Below are 14,085 nucleotides of genomic sequence, written 5' to 3'. Positions count from 1 at the left end.
CAGGCGGCGCGGCGCCCTCGACGGGGCGTCAGCGCTCCGCCTGATCCGGCCCGTCCGGCGCCGCGAACCGTCCGGCCAGCGCCGCGACATCCTCGCCCGGCGCCACCACCAGCCACTCGCCCGGCCGGCGCGTATCCACCACCGTCACCGCATTCTTCGGGCACAGGCCAAGGCATTTCACCTCGACCACGCCGACCCGCGCCTTGCGCTTCTTGCCGAACCCCGGCTCGCGCCGCAGCGCCTTGGCCAGCCCGTCGCGCCCCTTCTCGCCAAAGCCGCCGTCGACCTTGCGGGAGCATTTGGCGCACACCAGCACCGCATCGGTCCAGTTGGACTTTGCGCGTTTCACGCCGGCTTCCAGGTCCGCCGTTCCTCGGCGGTGCGCAGCACCTCATAGGCCGCCTGGATCGCCTGAAAGCGCTTGGCCGCCTCCGCGTCGCCCGGGCGCACATCGGGATGGTTGGTCTTGGCCAGCCGACGCCACGCCAGCCGCACGTCGTCGAACGTCGCGTCCGTCTCCAGCTCCAGCACCTCCAGCGCGCGCATCTCGTCGCGCGATCGGCTGCCGTCGCCCGATCCCGCCCAGCTCTGGTAGCGCGATTGCTCATAGCCCGACGCATCGCGCCGCTCGGCCTGTTCGCGCGCCGCCGCTTCCTCGGCGTCCAGCCCTTCGAAGTAATTCCAGCCGCGGTTATATTCCGCCGCATGCGTCTGGCAGAAATACCAGCGTTCGGGGCTGTTGGGGGATTTGGGGGCGGGGCAATTGCCCGGCTCGTCACAGCCATGCCGGTCGCACAGCCGCACGGCAGTCGCTTCACGGGATGCGCCATAACTGCGCCAGCGGGGAAAGCCCCAGTCGTTGGATCGGGAGGAACGCGCCATTGCCCCCGATCTAGCGATTGAAGGCGAAAGGTTAAAGGTGACACCAGAGGGCCTGTAAGCCGGGTTCTGTCCCCCCTTGCGGGATAGGCGACCATTCCTCTCGGCGCGCCGTTGCCGACGCGCTCCAGCAACCAACCCGGGCAGCAGGTGGGAACACACCCCGGGGATCAAGTCCCCATGCCGCCCCTATTCGGTCTTGCTCCCGGTGGGGTTTGCCATGCCGCCGCCGTTACCGGCCGCGCGGTGCGCTTTTACCGCACCCTTTCACCCTTGCCCGGCCGAAGCCTTCATCTGAAAGATTGGGCGGTCTGCTCTCTGTGGCACTTTCCCTGGGGTCACCCCCGGCGGGCGTTACCCGCCACCGTTGTTCCATGGAGCCCGGACTTTCCTCGGCGCGGGACCAGCCCACGACGCGGCCGCCCGGCCCTCTGGTGTGCGCGCGGCTGTAGCGTGGCGGCGCGGGAATGCAATCATGCCCGTGTGCGCCACTTCGGATCGCCCACCACATTCTCCTGCGGCATCGGGCTGATCCAGCGGTACATCATGCCGCCGATCGCCCCGCCGATCAGCGGCGCGACCCAGAACAGCCATAGCTGCGCCATCGCCCATCCCCCGACGATCAACGCCGGCCCGGTGCTGCGCGCCGGATTGACGGAGGTATTGGTCACCGGGATGCTGATGAGGTGGATCAGCGTCAGCGCCAGGCCGATCGCGATCGGCGCGAACTGCACCGGCGCCCGGCCATGCGTTGCGCCCATGATGACGAACAGGAACCCCGCCGTCAGCACCAGCTCGCTGATCCACGCCGCGGTCAGCGAATAGCCGCCGGGCGAATGTGCGCCATAGCCATTGGCGGCAAAGCCCGACGTCGCCGCGTCGAACCCCGGCGCCCCGATCGCGATCAGGTACAGCACAAACGCGCCCAGGATCCCGCCGATCACCTGCGCGACGATATAGGGCAGGATGTCGATCACCGGGAACCGCCCGCCGACCGCCAGCCCCACGGTGACCGCCGGGTTCAGGTGGCATCCCGAAACATGGCCGATGGCATAGGCCATGGTCAGCACGGTCAGCCCGAACGCCAGCGACACGCCGGCAAAGCCGATCCCCAGTTCGGGAAAGGCGGCCGCCAGCACCGCCGATCCGCACCCCCCGAACGTCAACCAGAACGTGCCGATCAGTTCGGCTGCATACTTGCGAAAATTCTCCACGCTTTCTCTCCGACCAGCGCCGCTGGGCCGAAGGAAACAGGGAAAGTCTGCGCAGTGAAATTGGGGGATTGCCCCAGCCGCCGCGGCCGGGTGAACCGCGCCTAATCGTCCCCCTGCGGCTTGGGCAGCAGCAACGCGAGCAGGATCATGCGGCATTCCGCGTCGATCTCGCCGTCGATCAGTTCGGGCCGGAACCGCCGCTGGAACGCGACGATGGCCGCCATCTTGTCGCTCACGTCATAGCCGAACCGCTCCAGCGCCAGCAGGAACGCCGCCTCGCCCCACATCGGGTCCATCAGGTTCCGGGTCGGCCGCGGCAACGCCAGCCGAAGCCGCGCCAGCTTGCCCCAGGGGAACAGCTCGCCCGGATCACGCTTGCGCGCCGGTGCAATGTCGGAATGCGCGACGATGTTGCCGCGGGTGATCTCGTACCGGTCCTTGATCGCATGGACCAGCCGGATCACCGCATCGACCTGCGCGTCCGGGAACGGGCGATAGCCGAATTCATGCCCCGGGTTGACGATCTCGATCCCGATGGAGGCGGAATTGATGTCGGTGATCCCGCGCCAGTGCGACTTGCCGGCATGCCACGCACGCTTTTCCTCCGGCACCAGCCGCAGGATCGTGCCGTCCTCCTCCACCACATAATGGGCGGAGACCTTGGCCTCGGGATCGCGCAGCCGGGCGATGGCGGACGGGCCGTCCACCATGCCGGTATAATGGAGCACGATCATCGTGATCGGCAGCGTGCGCTCGTCGAAATTGGGCGATGGCGCCTCGATTGGCGTCATGGATACTCCTGCGGGCCGCTCGTCACGAACCCCGCCTTACAACGCGCGCCCGCCGCCCGCCATGCCGTTCAGCGCGGCGGCAACAGCTCGTAGAGGCCGCGGAACTGCTTGCTCGGCGCGAAGCGGTCGGACTGGCCGATCACGGTCTCGCCTGCCCCCAGCATCAACAGCCCGCCCGGCTTCAGGCTGCGCGCAATCGTCTCCAGCACGCGCGGCCGCAGCTCGGGCGCCAGGTAGAACAGCACGTTGCGGCAGAATACCGCATCCAGCCGCCCCGCCGGCGCGGGATCGAGCACCAGGTTGCTGCGCCGCCACGATATACCGCGCACCAGGGCGGGCTGCGCGACCCAATCATCGCCCTCCTGGTCGAACCAGCGCACCATGCGGCCGATCGGCAACCCGCGCTGGATTTCGAAATGCGAAAAGCGCCCCGTGCGGGCCCGTGCGATGGCGGTTGCCGATACATCGCTGGCGATGATCTCGGGGGCCGGGCCGCCACGCTCGGCAAAGGCGATCGCCAGCGACAGCGGCTCCTGCCCCGTCGCGCATCCCGCGCACCAGATCCGCGGCGTGGCTTCAGTGCTGGCAGCAATCGCCGCGGCCGCCGCGACGATGACGTCGCCGTCGCGAAAGAAGGACGTCTCCTGGTTCAGCAGCGCGTCGACGATGCGGTCCGCCAGCGCGGGGTTGCGCCCGTCGCTCACCTGCCCGACCAGCTCGTCGACGGAGGCGGCACCATTGGCGGTGGCCAGCGGGCGCAGCGCGGTATCGATCCGCCACGCGCGATTGGCGGCGATCTGCTGCCCAGTCCGGTTTTCGAGCAGGGTCGCCAGCGCAGCCACCGTCGCGGGGCTCGCCTGCGGTGCGATCATCACTTGGCTCAACGGCATGGTACGGCCACCATCTGCCCGGCCACCACGCCGCCGATCGCCTCGGGCGTCAGCACCGCGTCCGCCAGGCCCGCGGCGGCGACCGCACCCGGCATCCCCCATACGACGCTACTGGCGCGATCCTGCACCACCACCGTGCCGCCCGCCTCGCGCACCGCGCGCGCCCCGTCCAGTCCATCGCGTCCCATGCCGCTCAGCACGATCGCCAGCAGCCGCGCGCCGTAGCGGGCAGCGGCGCTTTCGAACATCGGGTCGACCGACGGCAGGTTGCCGTTCGCCACCGGCACCTGCGACAGCCGCACATTGGTCCGCCCGCTGCGCAGCGGCGCAACGGTCAGATGCGCGTCGCCCGGTGCCAGCACGATCATGTCCGGCTCCAGCGTCATCCGCTCGGTCGCCACGACACACCGCCGCCCGACCGCGCTTTCCAGCTGCCGTGCGAAATGCGGCACGAACGCCTGCGGCAGATGCTGCGTCACCATCACCGGCGCGCGGAACGTCGCCGGCAGGTCACGCAGCACGTTGTTCAGCGCATGGATGCCGCCGGTTGAGGCACCGATCGCCACCGCGTCAAACGGTCGCGCCGCGAGCCGCGCGATGGGGGCGCCGCCGCCCATCGGCTCGCCAGGATCGGTCAGCCGCGCGATCTTCTCGGCCAGTGCCTTGGCGAAACTGCCGGCGGAAATGCTGCGCCCGGGCTTCACCAGCGTATCCGCCGCCCCGAGCGCCAGCGCCTGAACGGTCGCCGCCGCCCCGGCGTCCGCCGCCGAGGAGACGACCAACACGCGAGCGCCGCGCCCCGCCGCCAGCAGGTCCGGCAGTCCGCTCAGCCCGTCGATCCCCGGCATCTCGAGGTCGAGCAGAATCACGTCGACCGTCTCGGTGGCAAGAAACTCAAGCGCCGCCGGCACATCGGCCACCGCACCCGCCACCTCGCACGCGCCATCGTCGCTGGCGATCCGTGCCAGCACCGTGCGCGCGACCACCGAATCGTCGACGATCAATATCCGGCACCCGCCGGCACGCACCGGATGGAGAACCGCTCGGCTCGCCACGGTTCAGGCGAGACCGACGATCTGCAGCTTGCTTTGCAGCGTCTCGCGATCGAACGGCTTCATCACATATTCGTCCGCCCCCGCCTCGATCGCGGCGCGGATATGCGCCACGCCATTCTCGGTGGTGCAGAACACGACCTTGGGCCGCGGCGACACGTCGGTCTCGCGCAGCGCGCGCAGGAATTCCATCCCGCTCATCACCGGCATGTTCCAGTCGAGCAGGATCACGTCGGGGATGCTGGCGTTGCACGCGTCCAGCGCCTCGCGCCCGTCCGCTGCCTCGCTGACCGAGAAATCGAGCCCCTCCAGGATGTGGCGGGCGACCTTTCGGATCACTTTCGAATCGTCGACCACCAGACACGATTTCATCACGATACCCCTACAACCTGTTGATCGCCGTCATGCCGCGCGAAGCGTAAGGACCGCGTTAATCGCGCGCGTCCTCGGCCATCGCGCCGACCAGCGCGGCAAGGTTGATCACCAGCAGCGGCTCGCCGTCGCGCTCCGCCGATCCGGTCGCGACCCGCGCCCATCGCGCGCCCAGCGCAAGCCCGGTCGGGATCGGCAGCACGTCAATCGGTGCGACATCCTCCAGCGCCTCGACCAGCATCGCGTGGTGATGGCCGTCGACCACGGTGATGATCGCGCGCTGCGTCCCCTCACCACCCGCGGGCAGGTCCAGCAGCTGCCAGGTGTCGACCACCGTGACCACGCGGCTGCGCAGCGCGGCGAGGCCGCGCACCGCCGGATGGCTGCGCGGCGCCGGCACCACGGCATCGATATCGACGACCGATTCGACCATCTCGGCCGGCACGGCGATCGCCTGCCCGCCCAGTCGCGCCAGCAGGTGCAGGGTGCCGCTCATCGCGCCGCTCCCGCCGACAGCGCCTGCGCCAGCGTTATTGTATCAAGCGTCGGCTGCCCCGTGGCCGCGTCACGGCTCAGCCGCACCACCCGGCCCGCCGCCGCCGGCTCGTCATCGGCCGCCAGCGTCACGACCGCCGTCTCGCCCGGCGCCAGATCGCGCGCCACGCGATAGCCCGCCGCCTCGATCATCGGCCGCAGCATCGTGTCGGTCCAATGGCTGTCGACACCCTGGACGAGGCAGATCGGCCGCCCGCCGCCGCCGCCGTCGGTCGGCGGGCTCCACCACGCGGCGTCGATGAACTCGACCGGCGCACCATCGATCATCGCCACCCCGCGCACGCGCGGATCGGCGGCGGGAAGCAACTCGTCGGGCACCGTGACGATGTCGAGCGCGCGCCGTACCAGATAGCCGGTCGCCTGGCCCGCCCCCGGCAGCATCAGCATCGTAAGCTCCGCCCCCGCCGGTACCCCCGCCTGCTCACCGATCGCCGGATCGACATGCACCGCGACCATCCCCTGCCGCCCGCGCGCCCACCAACGGCCGCCGGCCTGGCACAAGGATCCCGGCTCGACCGCCTCGATCCGCTCGACCGCATCGAGCGCCACCACGCGCCGCCGCCCGTCGAGCGCCTCGATCATCAGCGCGGCGATGCCCGGCGGCGCGGCCTCCTCGGCCGGCTCCTCGACCGCGATCACCCGCTCGAACCGCAGCCCCGCCTGCTCGGCAATCCCCGCGCAATCGAGCAGCAGCAGCGGCCGCCCGGTATCGAGCAGCATCTGCCCGGCATAGATGCCCGCCATCATCACGGCCGGCGCGACCGGCTTCACCACCAATTCCTGCGTATCGTCGACGCCATCGACCCCCAGCGCGTAGCTGCCATGCGCCAGGTTGACGATCATCAGCATCGTGCCGACGCCAACCGCCGCCTCCGGCCCCTCGCCCCCAAGCACGGCGTTCAACCGGATCACCGGCAACCGCCGCCCGCGCACGCTCGCCAGCAGCGTGTCGCCGACGGCATCGATCCGCACCGCGTCCGATCCGACCGCCACGATCTCCTCGATCGCTTGGCGCGGTACGGCATAATGCTGATCGCCCGCCTCGATGATGATCGCCGACAGGATCGCCAGCGTCAGCGGCACCTCGATCGTCGTGGTCAGGCCGCGCCCGGCGACATTGTCCAGCCGGATGCTGCCGCCGATCTGCTCGACGTTGGTGCGCACCACGTCCATGCCGACGCCGCGGCCTGACGTGGTGGTCGCCTCGTCGCGGGTCGACAGCCCCGGCTCGAAGATCAGGTTGAGCCGCGCCCGCTGGTCGAGCGCGCCGAGCTCCGCCGCCCGCGCCGGCTCCTGCGCGATGCGCTTCGCCAGCAGCTTGGCGGTGTCGATCCCCTGCCCGTCGTCGGCCACCTCGACGATGATGCGATTGCCCGATTGGCGCGCCACGATCGCCAGCCGCCCGGCCTCGGGCTTGCCCGCTCCCCGTCGCGCCTCGGGCGCCTCGATGCCATGGTCGATCGCATTGCGCACGATATGGACCAGCGGATCGCGCAACAGCTCGATCATCTCGCGGTCCAGCTCGACGTCGGCGCCGTCGATCGACAGCGACACCTTCTTGCCCAGCGCCGCCGCCGTATCGCGCACCAGCCGGGGCAGCGCGGAAAACAGCGAATCGATCGTCTGCATCCGCGTCCGCGTGACCGTGTCGCGCAATTCGGCGACGGTCATCGACAGGCGATCGACCGCGGTTTCCAGCGTCGTATCGCCACTGTCGCGCAGCCGCCTGGCCAGCTCATTTCGCGCCAGCACCATCTCCGACACGCCGTTCATCATCCGGTCGAGCAGGTCGATCGACAGCCGGATGCTGCGCGCGGGCGCACGCGGCGCACTGGTGATCGGCACGACCACTGGCGCGGGCTCGGATGCCGGCGCGGTCTGCGCCTTCCCCTCCAGCGCGGCGAGCAGCAGGTCCTCGGCCGAATCGTCCAGCGCCGCGCCAGCGTCGATCGCCTCGACGATCTCGCCAATGCGGTCGACGATCGCCAGCACGGCATTGACCAGCGCCGGATCGGCGGCGCGTTCGCCCGACCGCACGCTCTGCAGCACGTCCTCGGCCGCATGGCTCAGCCGGGCGAGCCGCGGCAGGTCAAGGAAGCCGCAGCTTCCCTTCACCGTGTGGACGAAGCGGAAGATCGAATCGAGCCGCGCCCGGTCGGCGGGATCCGCTTCCCACGCGACTATTTCGCCCGCCAGCGCGTCGAGCGTTTCGCGGGTTTCCGCGATGAATTCCTGCAGCAGATCGTCCATTGCCCGCCCGCCATGGGGCAGCGGCGGTAAATTCCGCGTTTATTGCCTCAATGGGGCCGCATCGTCGCGCCGAACAGCATCACGTCCTCGGCCGGCGCGCTCACCAGCACGCGGCCATTGGCCGATTTGACCATCTCATGCACCAGGAACGCAGCCGCCACGCGCGGCGTCACGGCTTCGGACGCGCGGCCATCGACCAGCGTGGAGCGCAATTCGTCGTCCAGCGTGATGCGCGGCCCCTCGGCCTTCATCACGATCTCGATCGCCGTGTCGCCGCTCTCGCTGCCGATATCCAGCGATCCGCCGCGCACCAGTGTGTCGCCGGCGATCATCGCCATGTTCAGCAGCACCTTGATTGCCGCCTTGGGCAGCATCGGCTCCTCGACCAGCCAGTTGACCTTCAGCCGCTTGGTCTCGCCGAACAGCCCCTCGATCGCCTGCTGTGCCTCGCGCGTGTCGACGGCCTCGCCGAACCCGCCTGCCGCGCCGAACGCCAGGCGGAAGAATTTCAGCTTCGCGGCGGACGTCCGCGCGCTTTCCGCCATCAGCTCCATGCACCGCTCGCGCATCTTGGGATCGGTCTCGTCGGCCAGCAGCTCCAGCCCGTTGTTCAGCGCGCCGATCGGCGACAGCAGATCATGGCACAGGCGGGAGCAGAGCAGGCTGGCGAAGTCGACGGGATCGATGGTCATGCGCTTTCAATGACGCAGCGGACTTTACCGCGCAATGGCAAGGGCAAGCGGATCGAAGCGGCCGTGCACCGCTCCGTCGCGCACCGCCTTCCACGCGGTGATGTCGGTGCCTGCGACGATGATCCAGATGCTCCCGTCGGCGGCCGCGGCGTCGGCATCGGTGGCCGATGGCGTCGCCTGGCCTGACGGGTGCGAATGATAATGGCCGATCACCGCCGGCCCGCCCGCGCGCGCCGCGCGCAACGCGGCGAACAGCGCCGCCGGGTCCAGCTCGAAATGCGTCGCGGGCGTCGGATGGACATTGCGGCACGCGACAAGCTGAGTCACATGGCCCGCGCAACCCAGCAACAACCCGCAGACCTCTTGGTCACTTTGTGCCGCCCGCGAAATGATTTCGCCGGCCAGCGACCTTGAAAGATGCACCGTCTCACCCATCTAGGACACCTAATGGACCGGGGGGTTTCCATCATTCAAGCGACGATCGCACCGGCTGCCGATACATGGCGGCTCGACCGTGCGCTTGCCGATGTCGTGCCGACGCTGTCGCGCGAACGGCTGAAGGTATTGATCAACGCCGGCCAGGTCACGCGTGACGGTCTGGCAGTACGTGATCCTGCGCGTCGCGCCGCCGCTGGCGAGGTCTATAATGTGGCGGTGCCGGCCCCCACGCCGGCGCATAACGAGCCGCAGGACATCCCCTTGGTGGTCGCCTATGAAGACGAACATCTCATCGTGATCGACAAGCCTGCCGGGCTGGTGGTTCATCCCGCCGCGGGCAACCTCGACGGGACGCTGGTGAACGCGCTGCTGCATCATTGCGGCGGCTCGCTCTCGGGCATCGGCGGCGTGGCGCGGCCCGGCATCGTCCACCGCATCGACAAGGATACCTCGGGGCTGATGGTGGCGGCGAAGACCGATCGCACGCATGAGGGGCTGGCGAAGCAATTCGCCGCGCACACCATCGACCGGCGCTACAAGGCGATCGTCGGCGGCCGCCCGATGCCGCCCGCGGGAACCGTCGATGCGCCGCTCGCCCGCTCGCCGCACAACCGCAAGAAGGTGGCGATCGTCGCCGGCGGCAAGCGTGCGGTGACGCATTACCGCACCGAACATCTGCTGCGCGACGCGGCGCTGGTCGAATGCCGGCTCGAAACCGGCCGCACCCACCAGGTCCGCGTCCACATGGCCTCGATCGGCCACGCCTTGCTGGGCGACCCGGTCTATGGTAGAACAAAACCAGTTCATAAGCGTCAACTTGATGAACTTTCGTTCCGGCGACAGGCGCTGCACGCAGCCCGGCTGGGGTTCGTTCATCCGATCACAAGCACCGCTTTGTCGTTCGAAAGCGCGATGCCTGCAGACATGCAGGAACTGTTCAGTCAACTCGACGTATAGGGTGTAACCGCCTGCGCTGATCTGCGCGTGGCGTTCCCCGGAAAGGGAGATTAGGTACTCATGGCTAGCGGCAACGTCCCAGCGACGATCCCCGCTCTCGGCGGCGAGCAGAGCCTCAACCGCTATCTCGCCGAGATCAAGAAGTTTCCGATCCTGGCGCCCGAGCAGGAATATATGCTCGCCAAGCGTTTCCAGGAACATGGCGATCCTGAGGCGGCAGCTCAGCTCGTCACCAGCCACCTGCGTCTCGTCGCGAAGATCGCGATGGGCTATCGCGGCTATGGCCTGCCCGTGTCCGAGCTGATCAGCGAGGGCAATATCGGCCTGATGCAGGGCGTGAAGAAGTTCGAGCCCGATCGCGGCTTCCGCCTCGCCACGTATGCGATGTGGTGGATCCGCGCCTCGATCCAGGAATTCATCCTGCGCTCGTGGAGCCTGGTGAAGATGGGCACCACCGCCGCGCAGAAGAAGCTGTTCTTCAACCTGCGCCGGATGAAGGCTCGTCTCGATGCGTTCGAGGACGGCGATCTGAAGCCGGAGGATCTGACCAAGATCGCAACCGATCTGGGCGTCAGCGAGGCCGACGTGGTCAGCATGAACCGCCGCATGGCGATGGGCGGCGACACGTCGCTCAACGTCTCGATGCGCGAGGATGGCGAGGGCCAGTGGCAGGATTGGCTGCAGGACGATTCGCCCCTGCAGGATCAGATCGTTGCCGATGCGCAGGAAGCTGAAGTCCGCCACGACATGCTCGTCAGCGCGATGGACAGCCTGAACGATCGTGAAAAGCACATTCTGACCGAGCGTCGCCTGACCGACGATCCCAAGACGCTCGAGGAACTGAGCCAGGTCTATGGCGTCAGCCGCGAACGCGTCCGCCAGATCGAGGTGCGCGCCTTTGAAAAGCTGCAGAAGGCGATGATGAAGGTCGCCGGCGAAAAGCGGCTTCTGCCGGCCTGACGGACACGGCCTGCCGGGGCGTCGATCGGTGCCCCGGCAGGACCGCCTGCCAATTACCGCTTGAAACCCCGCGCGCCGTCGCCCACCCCCGCCGCCAAGGACAGGTGACGACGAAACGATGTGGCGCGACATCAAGCAATTATACGCCGACTGCCTCGCCTTCGCGCTGGCACTCCCGATCCTGTTCTCGATCCCCGCGGTGCTCGAATTCGGTCAGCACGTGGTGGAGATCGACCTTGGCCTCTTCTCGCAGGGCTTCCGCGCCACCGCCGCGCTCGATCAACGCCGCCTGTCGCTGGGCTTCGCCAAGATCCTGGCGATGCTGCTGCCCTCCTATTGGTTCATCCGCTTCATGGCCTCCGGGCGCGACGCCGCCTGGGCCAAGAAGGTCGAGCGGCCGGCCGTGACCCTGTTCGGCATCCAGTTCGCGATCCTTGCCATGGTCCAGTGGCTCTCGCTGTTCGGGCCGCCGCCGGGCCTCGTTCTCGACCTTCCCTTCGCCTGGTGGGAATATGCCTCGCTAGCGCTGGGCGTGCTCGCCGCCGTACTCGGCATCTATCTTTCCGCATGGCGCGTGGCCTGGCCGCTGGGTAACACGGCGATCGGTCCGCTGCGCTCGATCGCGATCATGGCCGGCAGTTTCTGGCGCGCCGTGGTCTACATGATCGCCGGCTTCCTGCCGCTCGCCGCGCTGCATCAGGCGCTGAACATCCTCCCGGTCGGCGCGCCGCCCTGGGTCGTGTGGCTGGCGATGGTCCTTGACTCATTGGTGGTCGGCTTCCTCGCGCTCGCCTCAACCGGCGCGATCTTCCTCGCCGCGCGCCACGCGGCCGAACGGCGGAACCTTGCCCTCATTCCGCGCTGATCGCTGCCGCGCATGAGCATCGCCGCCCCTGTCCGCGCGCCCGGCCGGATCACCGCGATCGACAGCGTGCGCGGCTTCGCCGTTCTCGGCATCCTCCTGCTCAACATCGTCGCCTTCGCGATGCCGAGCTATGCCTATGTCGATCCCACCGTCTACGGCGGCAGCACCGGCGCCAATTGGTGGGCCTGGGCGCTCGCCTTCATCCTCGCCGACGGCAAGATGCGCGGCCTGTTCACGATGCTGTTCGGCGCCTCGACCCTGTTGATCGCCGATCGGTCGCTGCGCAGCGGCAGGTCTCCGGCCCGCATCCATTATGCGCGCATGGCGACGCTGTTCGCGATCGGGATGGTCCACGCCTATCTGATCTGGCCCGGCGACATTCTGGTGCTCTACGCCCTGTGCGGCGCGCTGGTGTTCGTCGCGCGCGACTGGCCCCTCCCCCGCATGTTCGCGATCGCTACCCTGCTGATCGCCGCCCCGCTCGTCAGCGGCATCATCGATCATGCGGCGGCCGAGCATTTCCGCGCGCTTGCCCTGTCGCCCCGCGCGTCCCCCGCAATCCTCGCCGAATGGGCCCACTATCAAGCGGAGATGGACAGCCTGCGCGCGACCGTCCCGGCGGAGTTGGCCGCCTTCCGCGGGGACTGGCAGCAAGTCACCGCGATGCGCGCAACGCTGGCGTGGCAGGCCCAGCGGCAGATCTTCCCCGATCTCGCCGCCGAGACAACCGGGCTGATGCTGCTCGGCATGGCGCTGTTCCGCAGCGGCTTCTTCACCGGCGACTGGCCCGCCCGGTGGACGCGCGCGGTGCTCCTGATCGGCTACGGCCTGTGCCTCCCCGCCTATGTCGCGCTGGCGCTCTGGATCAGCGCCTCGAACTTCGATCCGATCGTGCTGATGCTGGCGGAGCCGTTGCACCTCGTGCTCCTCCGCCCCGCCATGGCGCTCGCCCATGCCATCCTCATCATGGCGCTGATCACCCGCATTCCGACCGCCTGGTTACCAATCCGGCTGACGGCGGCCGGGCGGATGGCCTTCACCAATTATCTCGCGACCAGCATCATCTGCACCCTCCTCTTCTACGGCTACGGCCTCGGGTGGTTCGGCTATCTCCAGCGTTGGCAGCTTTATCCTGTGGTCGCCGCGATTTGGGCGCTGATGCTCCTCTGGTCGAAACCCTGGCTCGATCGATTCGCCGCCGGCCCGCTCGAATGGGCGTGGCGCTCGCTGACGTTCGGGAAGCGCCAACCATTTCGTCGCCGGTCACCCTCCGACCAGCGCTCTTTTGCGAATTAGACGCAATTATAGTTGCGACCTGTTCTCATGAGCGATATGCACCTATCAACGAAAGGTGCTCTTCATGGTCGTTTGCGTTTGCAATGCTATTCGTGAAACCCAGGTCCGCGAGGCGGCGCGCGCCGGCTCGACGACGGCATGCCAGGCCTATCGTTCGCTCGGCCGCCAGCCGAAATGCGGTCAATGCACGCCCTTCGCGCGAGCCATTATCGATGAAGAGCGTGCTGCTGCATAACATTCGCACATTCTAAAAACCGCGGAAATCCGCCAATTTTTGATTGCTGACCCTCCACGTCCCAAGGTAAGAACGGGAACGACATGGAGGTATTTCAATGAAGGGCGACCCGCGCGTCATCGAGTTTCTTAACGAGACGCTGAAGAACGAGCTGACGGCAATCAATCAATATTGGTTGCACTATCGCCTGCTCGAACATTGGGGCGTCAAGAAGCTCGCCGAATATGAGCGGCACGAATCCATCGACGAGATGAAGCATGCGGATTGGCTCGCCGAGCGAATCCTCTTCCTCGATGGCCTGCCCAATTTCCAGCTGCTCGGCCGCCTGCGCATTGGTGAGACCGTCGAGGAGGTGCTGAAGGCCGATCTCGCGATGGAGATCGAGGCCGTCGCCCAGCTGAAGGCCGCGATCACTTATTGTGAAGAGGTCAAGGACTTCGGCAGCCGCGACCTGTTCACCCGTATCCTCATCAGTGAGGAAGAGCATGTCGACACGCTCGAACGCCAGTTCGAGATGATCGAGCGCATGGGGCTGCAGAACTACATCCAGCTCAATGCAGAGGCTGACAAGCCGCACGGCTGATACGGTACAGGCGCCATCCCGCGGGTGGCGCCTGCCCTGTCCCGGCGCGCCACGCC

Annotated in this window: 17 protein-coding genes and 1 other RNA gene; 6 read left to right on the top strand and 12 right to left on the bottom strand. The window is 67.8% G+C overall.

Annotated elements, in window-relative coordinates; translation table 11 throughout:
- Positions 1–28: 28 nt before the first annotated feature.
- From XM50_RS07230 to XM50_RS07180, 12 genes are all read right to left on the bottom strand, one after another.
- The gene (locus XM50_RS07230; RefSeq protein WP_046408615.1) at positions 29–349 is read right to left on the bottom strand and encodes a hypothetical protein; all 321 of its coding nucleotides are present in this window, start codon (positions 347–349) and stop codon (positions 29–31) included.
- A complete protein-coding gene (locus tag XM50_RS07225; RefSeq protein ID WP_046408614.1) occupies positions 346–882 on the bottom strand; it encodes a J domain-containing protein in 537 nt (178 codons plus the stop codon). Before XM50_RS07225 ends, XM50_RS07230 begins: the two co-directional genes overlap by 4 nt.
- 39 nt (positions 883–921) lie before the next feature.
- Positions 922–1,314, bottom strand: an RNA gene (rnpB, locus tag XM50_RS19175) — RNase P RNA component class A.
- Between the two features lie 38 nt (positions 1,315–1,352).
- Positions 1,353–2,093, bottom strand: coding sequence for an aquaporin Z (gene aqpZ / locus XM50_RS07220; protein ID WP_046408613.1), 741 nt, complete (start codon positions 2,091–2,093; stop codon positions 1,353–1,355).
- A 101-nt stretch (positions 2,094–2,194) separates the two neighbouring features.
- Positions 2,195–2,884, bottom strand: a complete 690-nt coding sequence (locus XM50_RS07215; protein ID WP_046408612.1) for an N-acetylmuramoyl-L-alanine amidase — start codon at positions 2,882–2,884, stop codon at positions 2,195–2,197.
- Between the two features lie 68 nt (positions 2,885–2,952).
- Complete coding sequence (locus XM50_RS07210; RefSeq protein WP_197075450.1) at positions 2,953–3,756, bottom strand: CheR family methyltransferase; 804 nt, start codon at positions 3,754–3,756, stop codon at positions 2,953–2,955.
- Positions 3,757–3,764: 8 nt separating this feature from the next.
- Complete coding sequence (locus tag XM50_RS07205) at positions 3,765–4,778, bottom strand: chemotaxis protein CheB (protein WP_331386561.1); 1,014 nt, start codon at positions 4,776–4,778, stop codon at positions 3,765–3,767.
- A 54-nt stretch (positions 4,779–4,832) separates the two neighbouring features.
- A complete protein-coding gene (locus XM50_RS07200; protein ID WP_046408610.1) occupies positions 4,833–5,198 on the bottom strand; it encodes a response regulator in 366 nt (121 codons plus the stop codon).
- A gap of 58 nt (positions 5,199–5,256) precedes the next feature.
- Positions 5,257–5,694: a chemotaxis protein CheW gene (locus tag XM50_RS07195; RefSeq protein WP_046408609.1), complete on the bottom strand. Its 438-nt coding sequence runs from the start codon at positions 5,692–5,694 to the stop codon at positions 5,257–5,259.
- Positions 5,691–8,003 (bottom strand): chemotaxis protein CheW, encoded by a 2,313-nt coding sequence (locus XM50_RS07190; protein ID WP_046408608.1) that lies wholly within the window; start codon positions 8,001–8,003, stop codon positions 5,691–5,693. Before XM50_RS07190 ends, XM50_RS07195 begins: the two co-directional genes overlap by 4 nt.
- 47 nt (positions 8,004–8,050) lie before the next feature.
- Positions 8,051–8,695 carry a histidine phosphotransferase family protein gene (locus XM50_RS07185; RefSeq protein WP_046408607.1) on the bottom strand — a complete coding sequence of 215 codons (645 nt, stop codon included), beginning with the start codon at positions 8,693–8,695 and terminating at the stop codon, positions 8,051–8,053.
- 24 nt (positions 8,696–8,719) lie between these two features.
- Positions 8,720–9,130, bottom strand: coding sequence for a Mov34/MPN/PAD-1 family protein (locus tag XM50_RS07180; protein WP_046408606.1), 411 nt, complete (start codon positions 9,128–9,130; stop codon positions 8,720–8,722).
- Between the two features lie 12 nt (positions 9,131–9,142).
- On the opposite strand from XM50_RS07180, the gene XM50_RS07175 reads away from it, so the two are divergent.
- From XM50_RS07175 to bfr, 6 genes are all read left to right on the top strand, one after another.
- The gene (locus XM50_RS07175; protein WP_046408605.1) at positions 9,143–10,090 is read left to right on the top strand and encodes an RluA family pseudouridine synthase; all 948 of its coding nucleotides are present in this window, start codon (positions 9,143–9,145) and stop codon (positions 10,088–10,090) included.
- Between the two features lie 60 nt (positions 10,091–10,150).
- The gene (gene rpoH / locus XM50_RS07170; protein ID WP_046408604.1) at positions 10,151–11,050 is read left to right on the top strand and encodes an RNA polymerase sigma factor RpoH; all 900 of its coding nucleotides are present in this window, start codon (positions 10,151–10,153) and stop codon (positions 11,048–11,050) included.
- Between the two features lie 118 nt (positions 11,051–11,168).
- Positions 11,169–11,915 carry a hypothetical protein gene (locus XM50_RS07165; protein ID WP_046408602.1) on the top strand — a complete coding sequence of 249 codons (747 nt, stop codon included), beginning with the start codon at positions 11,169–11,171 and terminating at the stop codon, positions 11,913–11,915.
- Positions 11,916–11,927: 12 nt separating this feature from the next.
- Positions 11,928–13,211, top strand: a complete 1,284-nt coding sequence (locus XM50_RS07160; protein ID WP_046408600.1) for a DUF418 domain-containing protein — start codon at positions 11,928–11,930, stop codon at positions 13,209–13,211.
- A gap of 64 nt (positions 13,212–13,275) precedes the next feature.
- Positions 13,276–13,446, top strand: a complete 171-nt coding sequence (locus XM50_RS19595; RefSeq protein WP_082102837.1) for a (2Fe-2S)-binding protein — start codon at positions 13,276–13,278, stop codon at positions 13,444–13,446.
- Positions 13,447–13,543: 97 nt separating this feature from the next.
- Entirely contained in the window at positions 13,544–14,029 is a 486-nt protein-coding gene (gene bfr / locus XM50_RS07155) for a bacterioferritin (RefSeq protein WP_046408598.1), read from the top strand.
- Positions 14,030–14,085 lie beyond the last annotated feature (56 nt).

The organism is Sphingomonas sp. Ag1 (assembly GCF_000980895.1).
Lineage (GTDB): Bacteria > Pseudomonadota > Alphaproteobacteria > Sphingomonadales > Sphingomonadaceae > Sphingomonas > Sphingomonas panaciterrae.
Note: the sequence above shows the minus strand (reverse complement) of the source record. Positions and strands in the feature narration are given on the sequence as shown.

Excerpts from the sequence above, each read along its gene's own strand:
- XM50_RS07225 (WP_046408614.1), bottom strand. The coding sequence starts at position 882 with ATGGCGCGTTCCTCCCGATCCAACGACTGGGGCTTTCCCCGCTGGCGC.
- XM50_RS07215 (WP_046408612.1), bottom strand. The coding sequence starts at position 2,884 with ATGACGCCAATCGAGGCGCCATCGCCCAATTTCGACGAGCGCACGCTG.
- XM50_RS07210 (WP_197075450.1), bottom strand. The coding sequence starts at position 3,756 with ATGATCGCACCGCAGGCGAGCCCCGCGACGGTGGCTGCGCTGGCGACC.
- XM50_RS07200 (WP_046408610.1), bottom strand. The coding sequence starts at position 5,198 with ATGAAATCGTGTCTGGTGGTCGACGATTCGAAAGTGATCCGAAAGGTC.
- XM50_RS07195 (WP_046408609.1), bottom strand. The coding sequence starts at position 5,694 with ATGAGCGGCACCCTGCACCTGCTGGCGCGACTGGGCGGGCAGGCGATC.
- XM50_RS07190 (WP_046408608.1), bottom strand. The coding sequence starts at position 8,003 with ATGGACGATCTGCTGCAGGAATTCATCGCGGAAACCCGCGAAACGCTC.
- XM50_RS07185 (WP_046408607.1), bottom strand. The coding sequence starts at position 8,695 with ATGACCATCGATCCCGTCGACTTCGCCAGCCTGCTCTGCTCCCGCCTG.
- XM50_RS07180 (WP_046408606.1), bottom strand. The coding sequence starts at position 9,130 with ATGGGTGAGACGGTGCATCTTTCAAGGTCGCTGGCCGGCGAAATCATT.
- XM50_RS07175 (WP_046408605.1), top strand. The coding sequence starts at position 9,143 with ATGGACCGGGGGGTTTCCATCATTCAAGCGACGATCGCACCGGCTGCC.
- rpoH (WP_046408604.1), top strand. The coding sequence starts at position 10,151 with ATGGCTAGCGGCAACGTCCCAGCGACGATCCCCGCTCTCGGCGGCGAG.
- XM50_RS07165 (WP_046408602.1), top strand. The coding sequence starts at position 11,169 with ATGTGGCGCGACATCAAGCAATTATACGCCGACTGCCTCGCCTTCGCG.
- XM50_RS07160 (WP_046408600.1), top strand. The coding sequence starts at position 11,928 with ATGAGCATCGCCGCCCCTGTCCGCGCGCCCGGCCGGATCACCGCGATC.
- XM50_RS19595 (WP_082102837.1), top strand. The coding sequence starts at position 13,276 with ATGGTCGTTTGCGTTTGCAATGCTATTCGTGAAACCCAGGTCCGCGAG.
- bfr (WP_046408598.1), top strand. The coding sequence starts at position 13,544 with ATGAAGGGCGACCCGCGCGTCATCGAGTTTCTTAACGAGACGCTGAAG.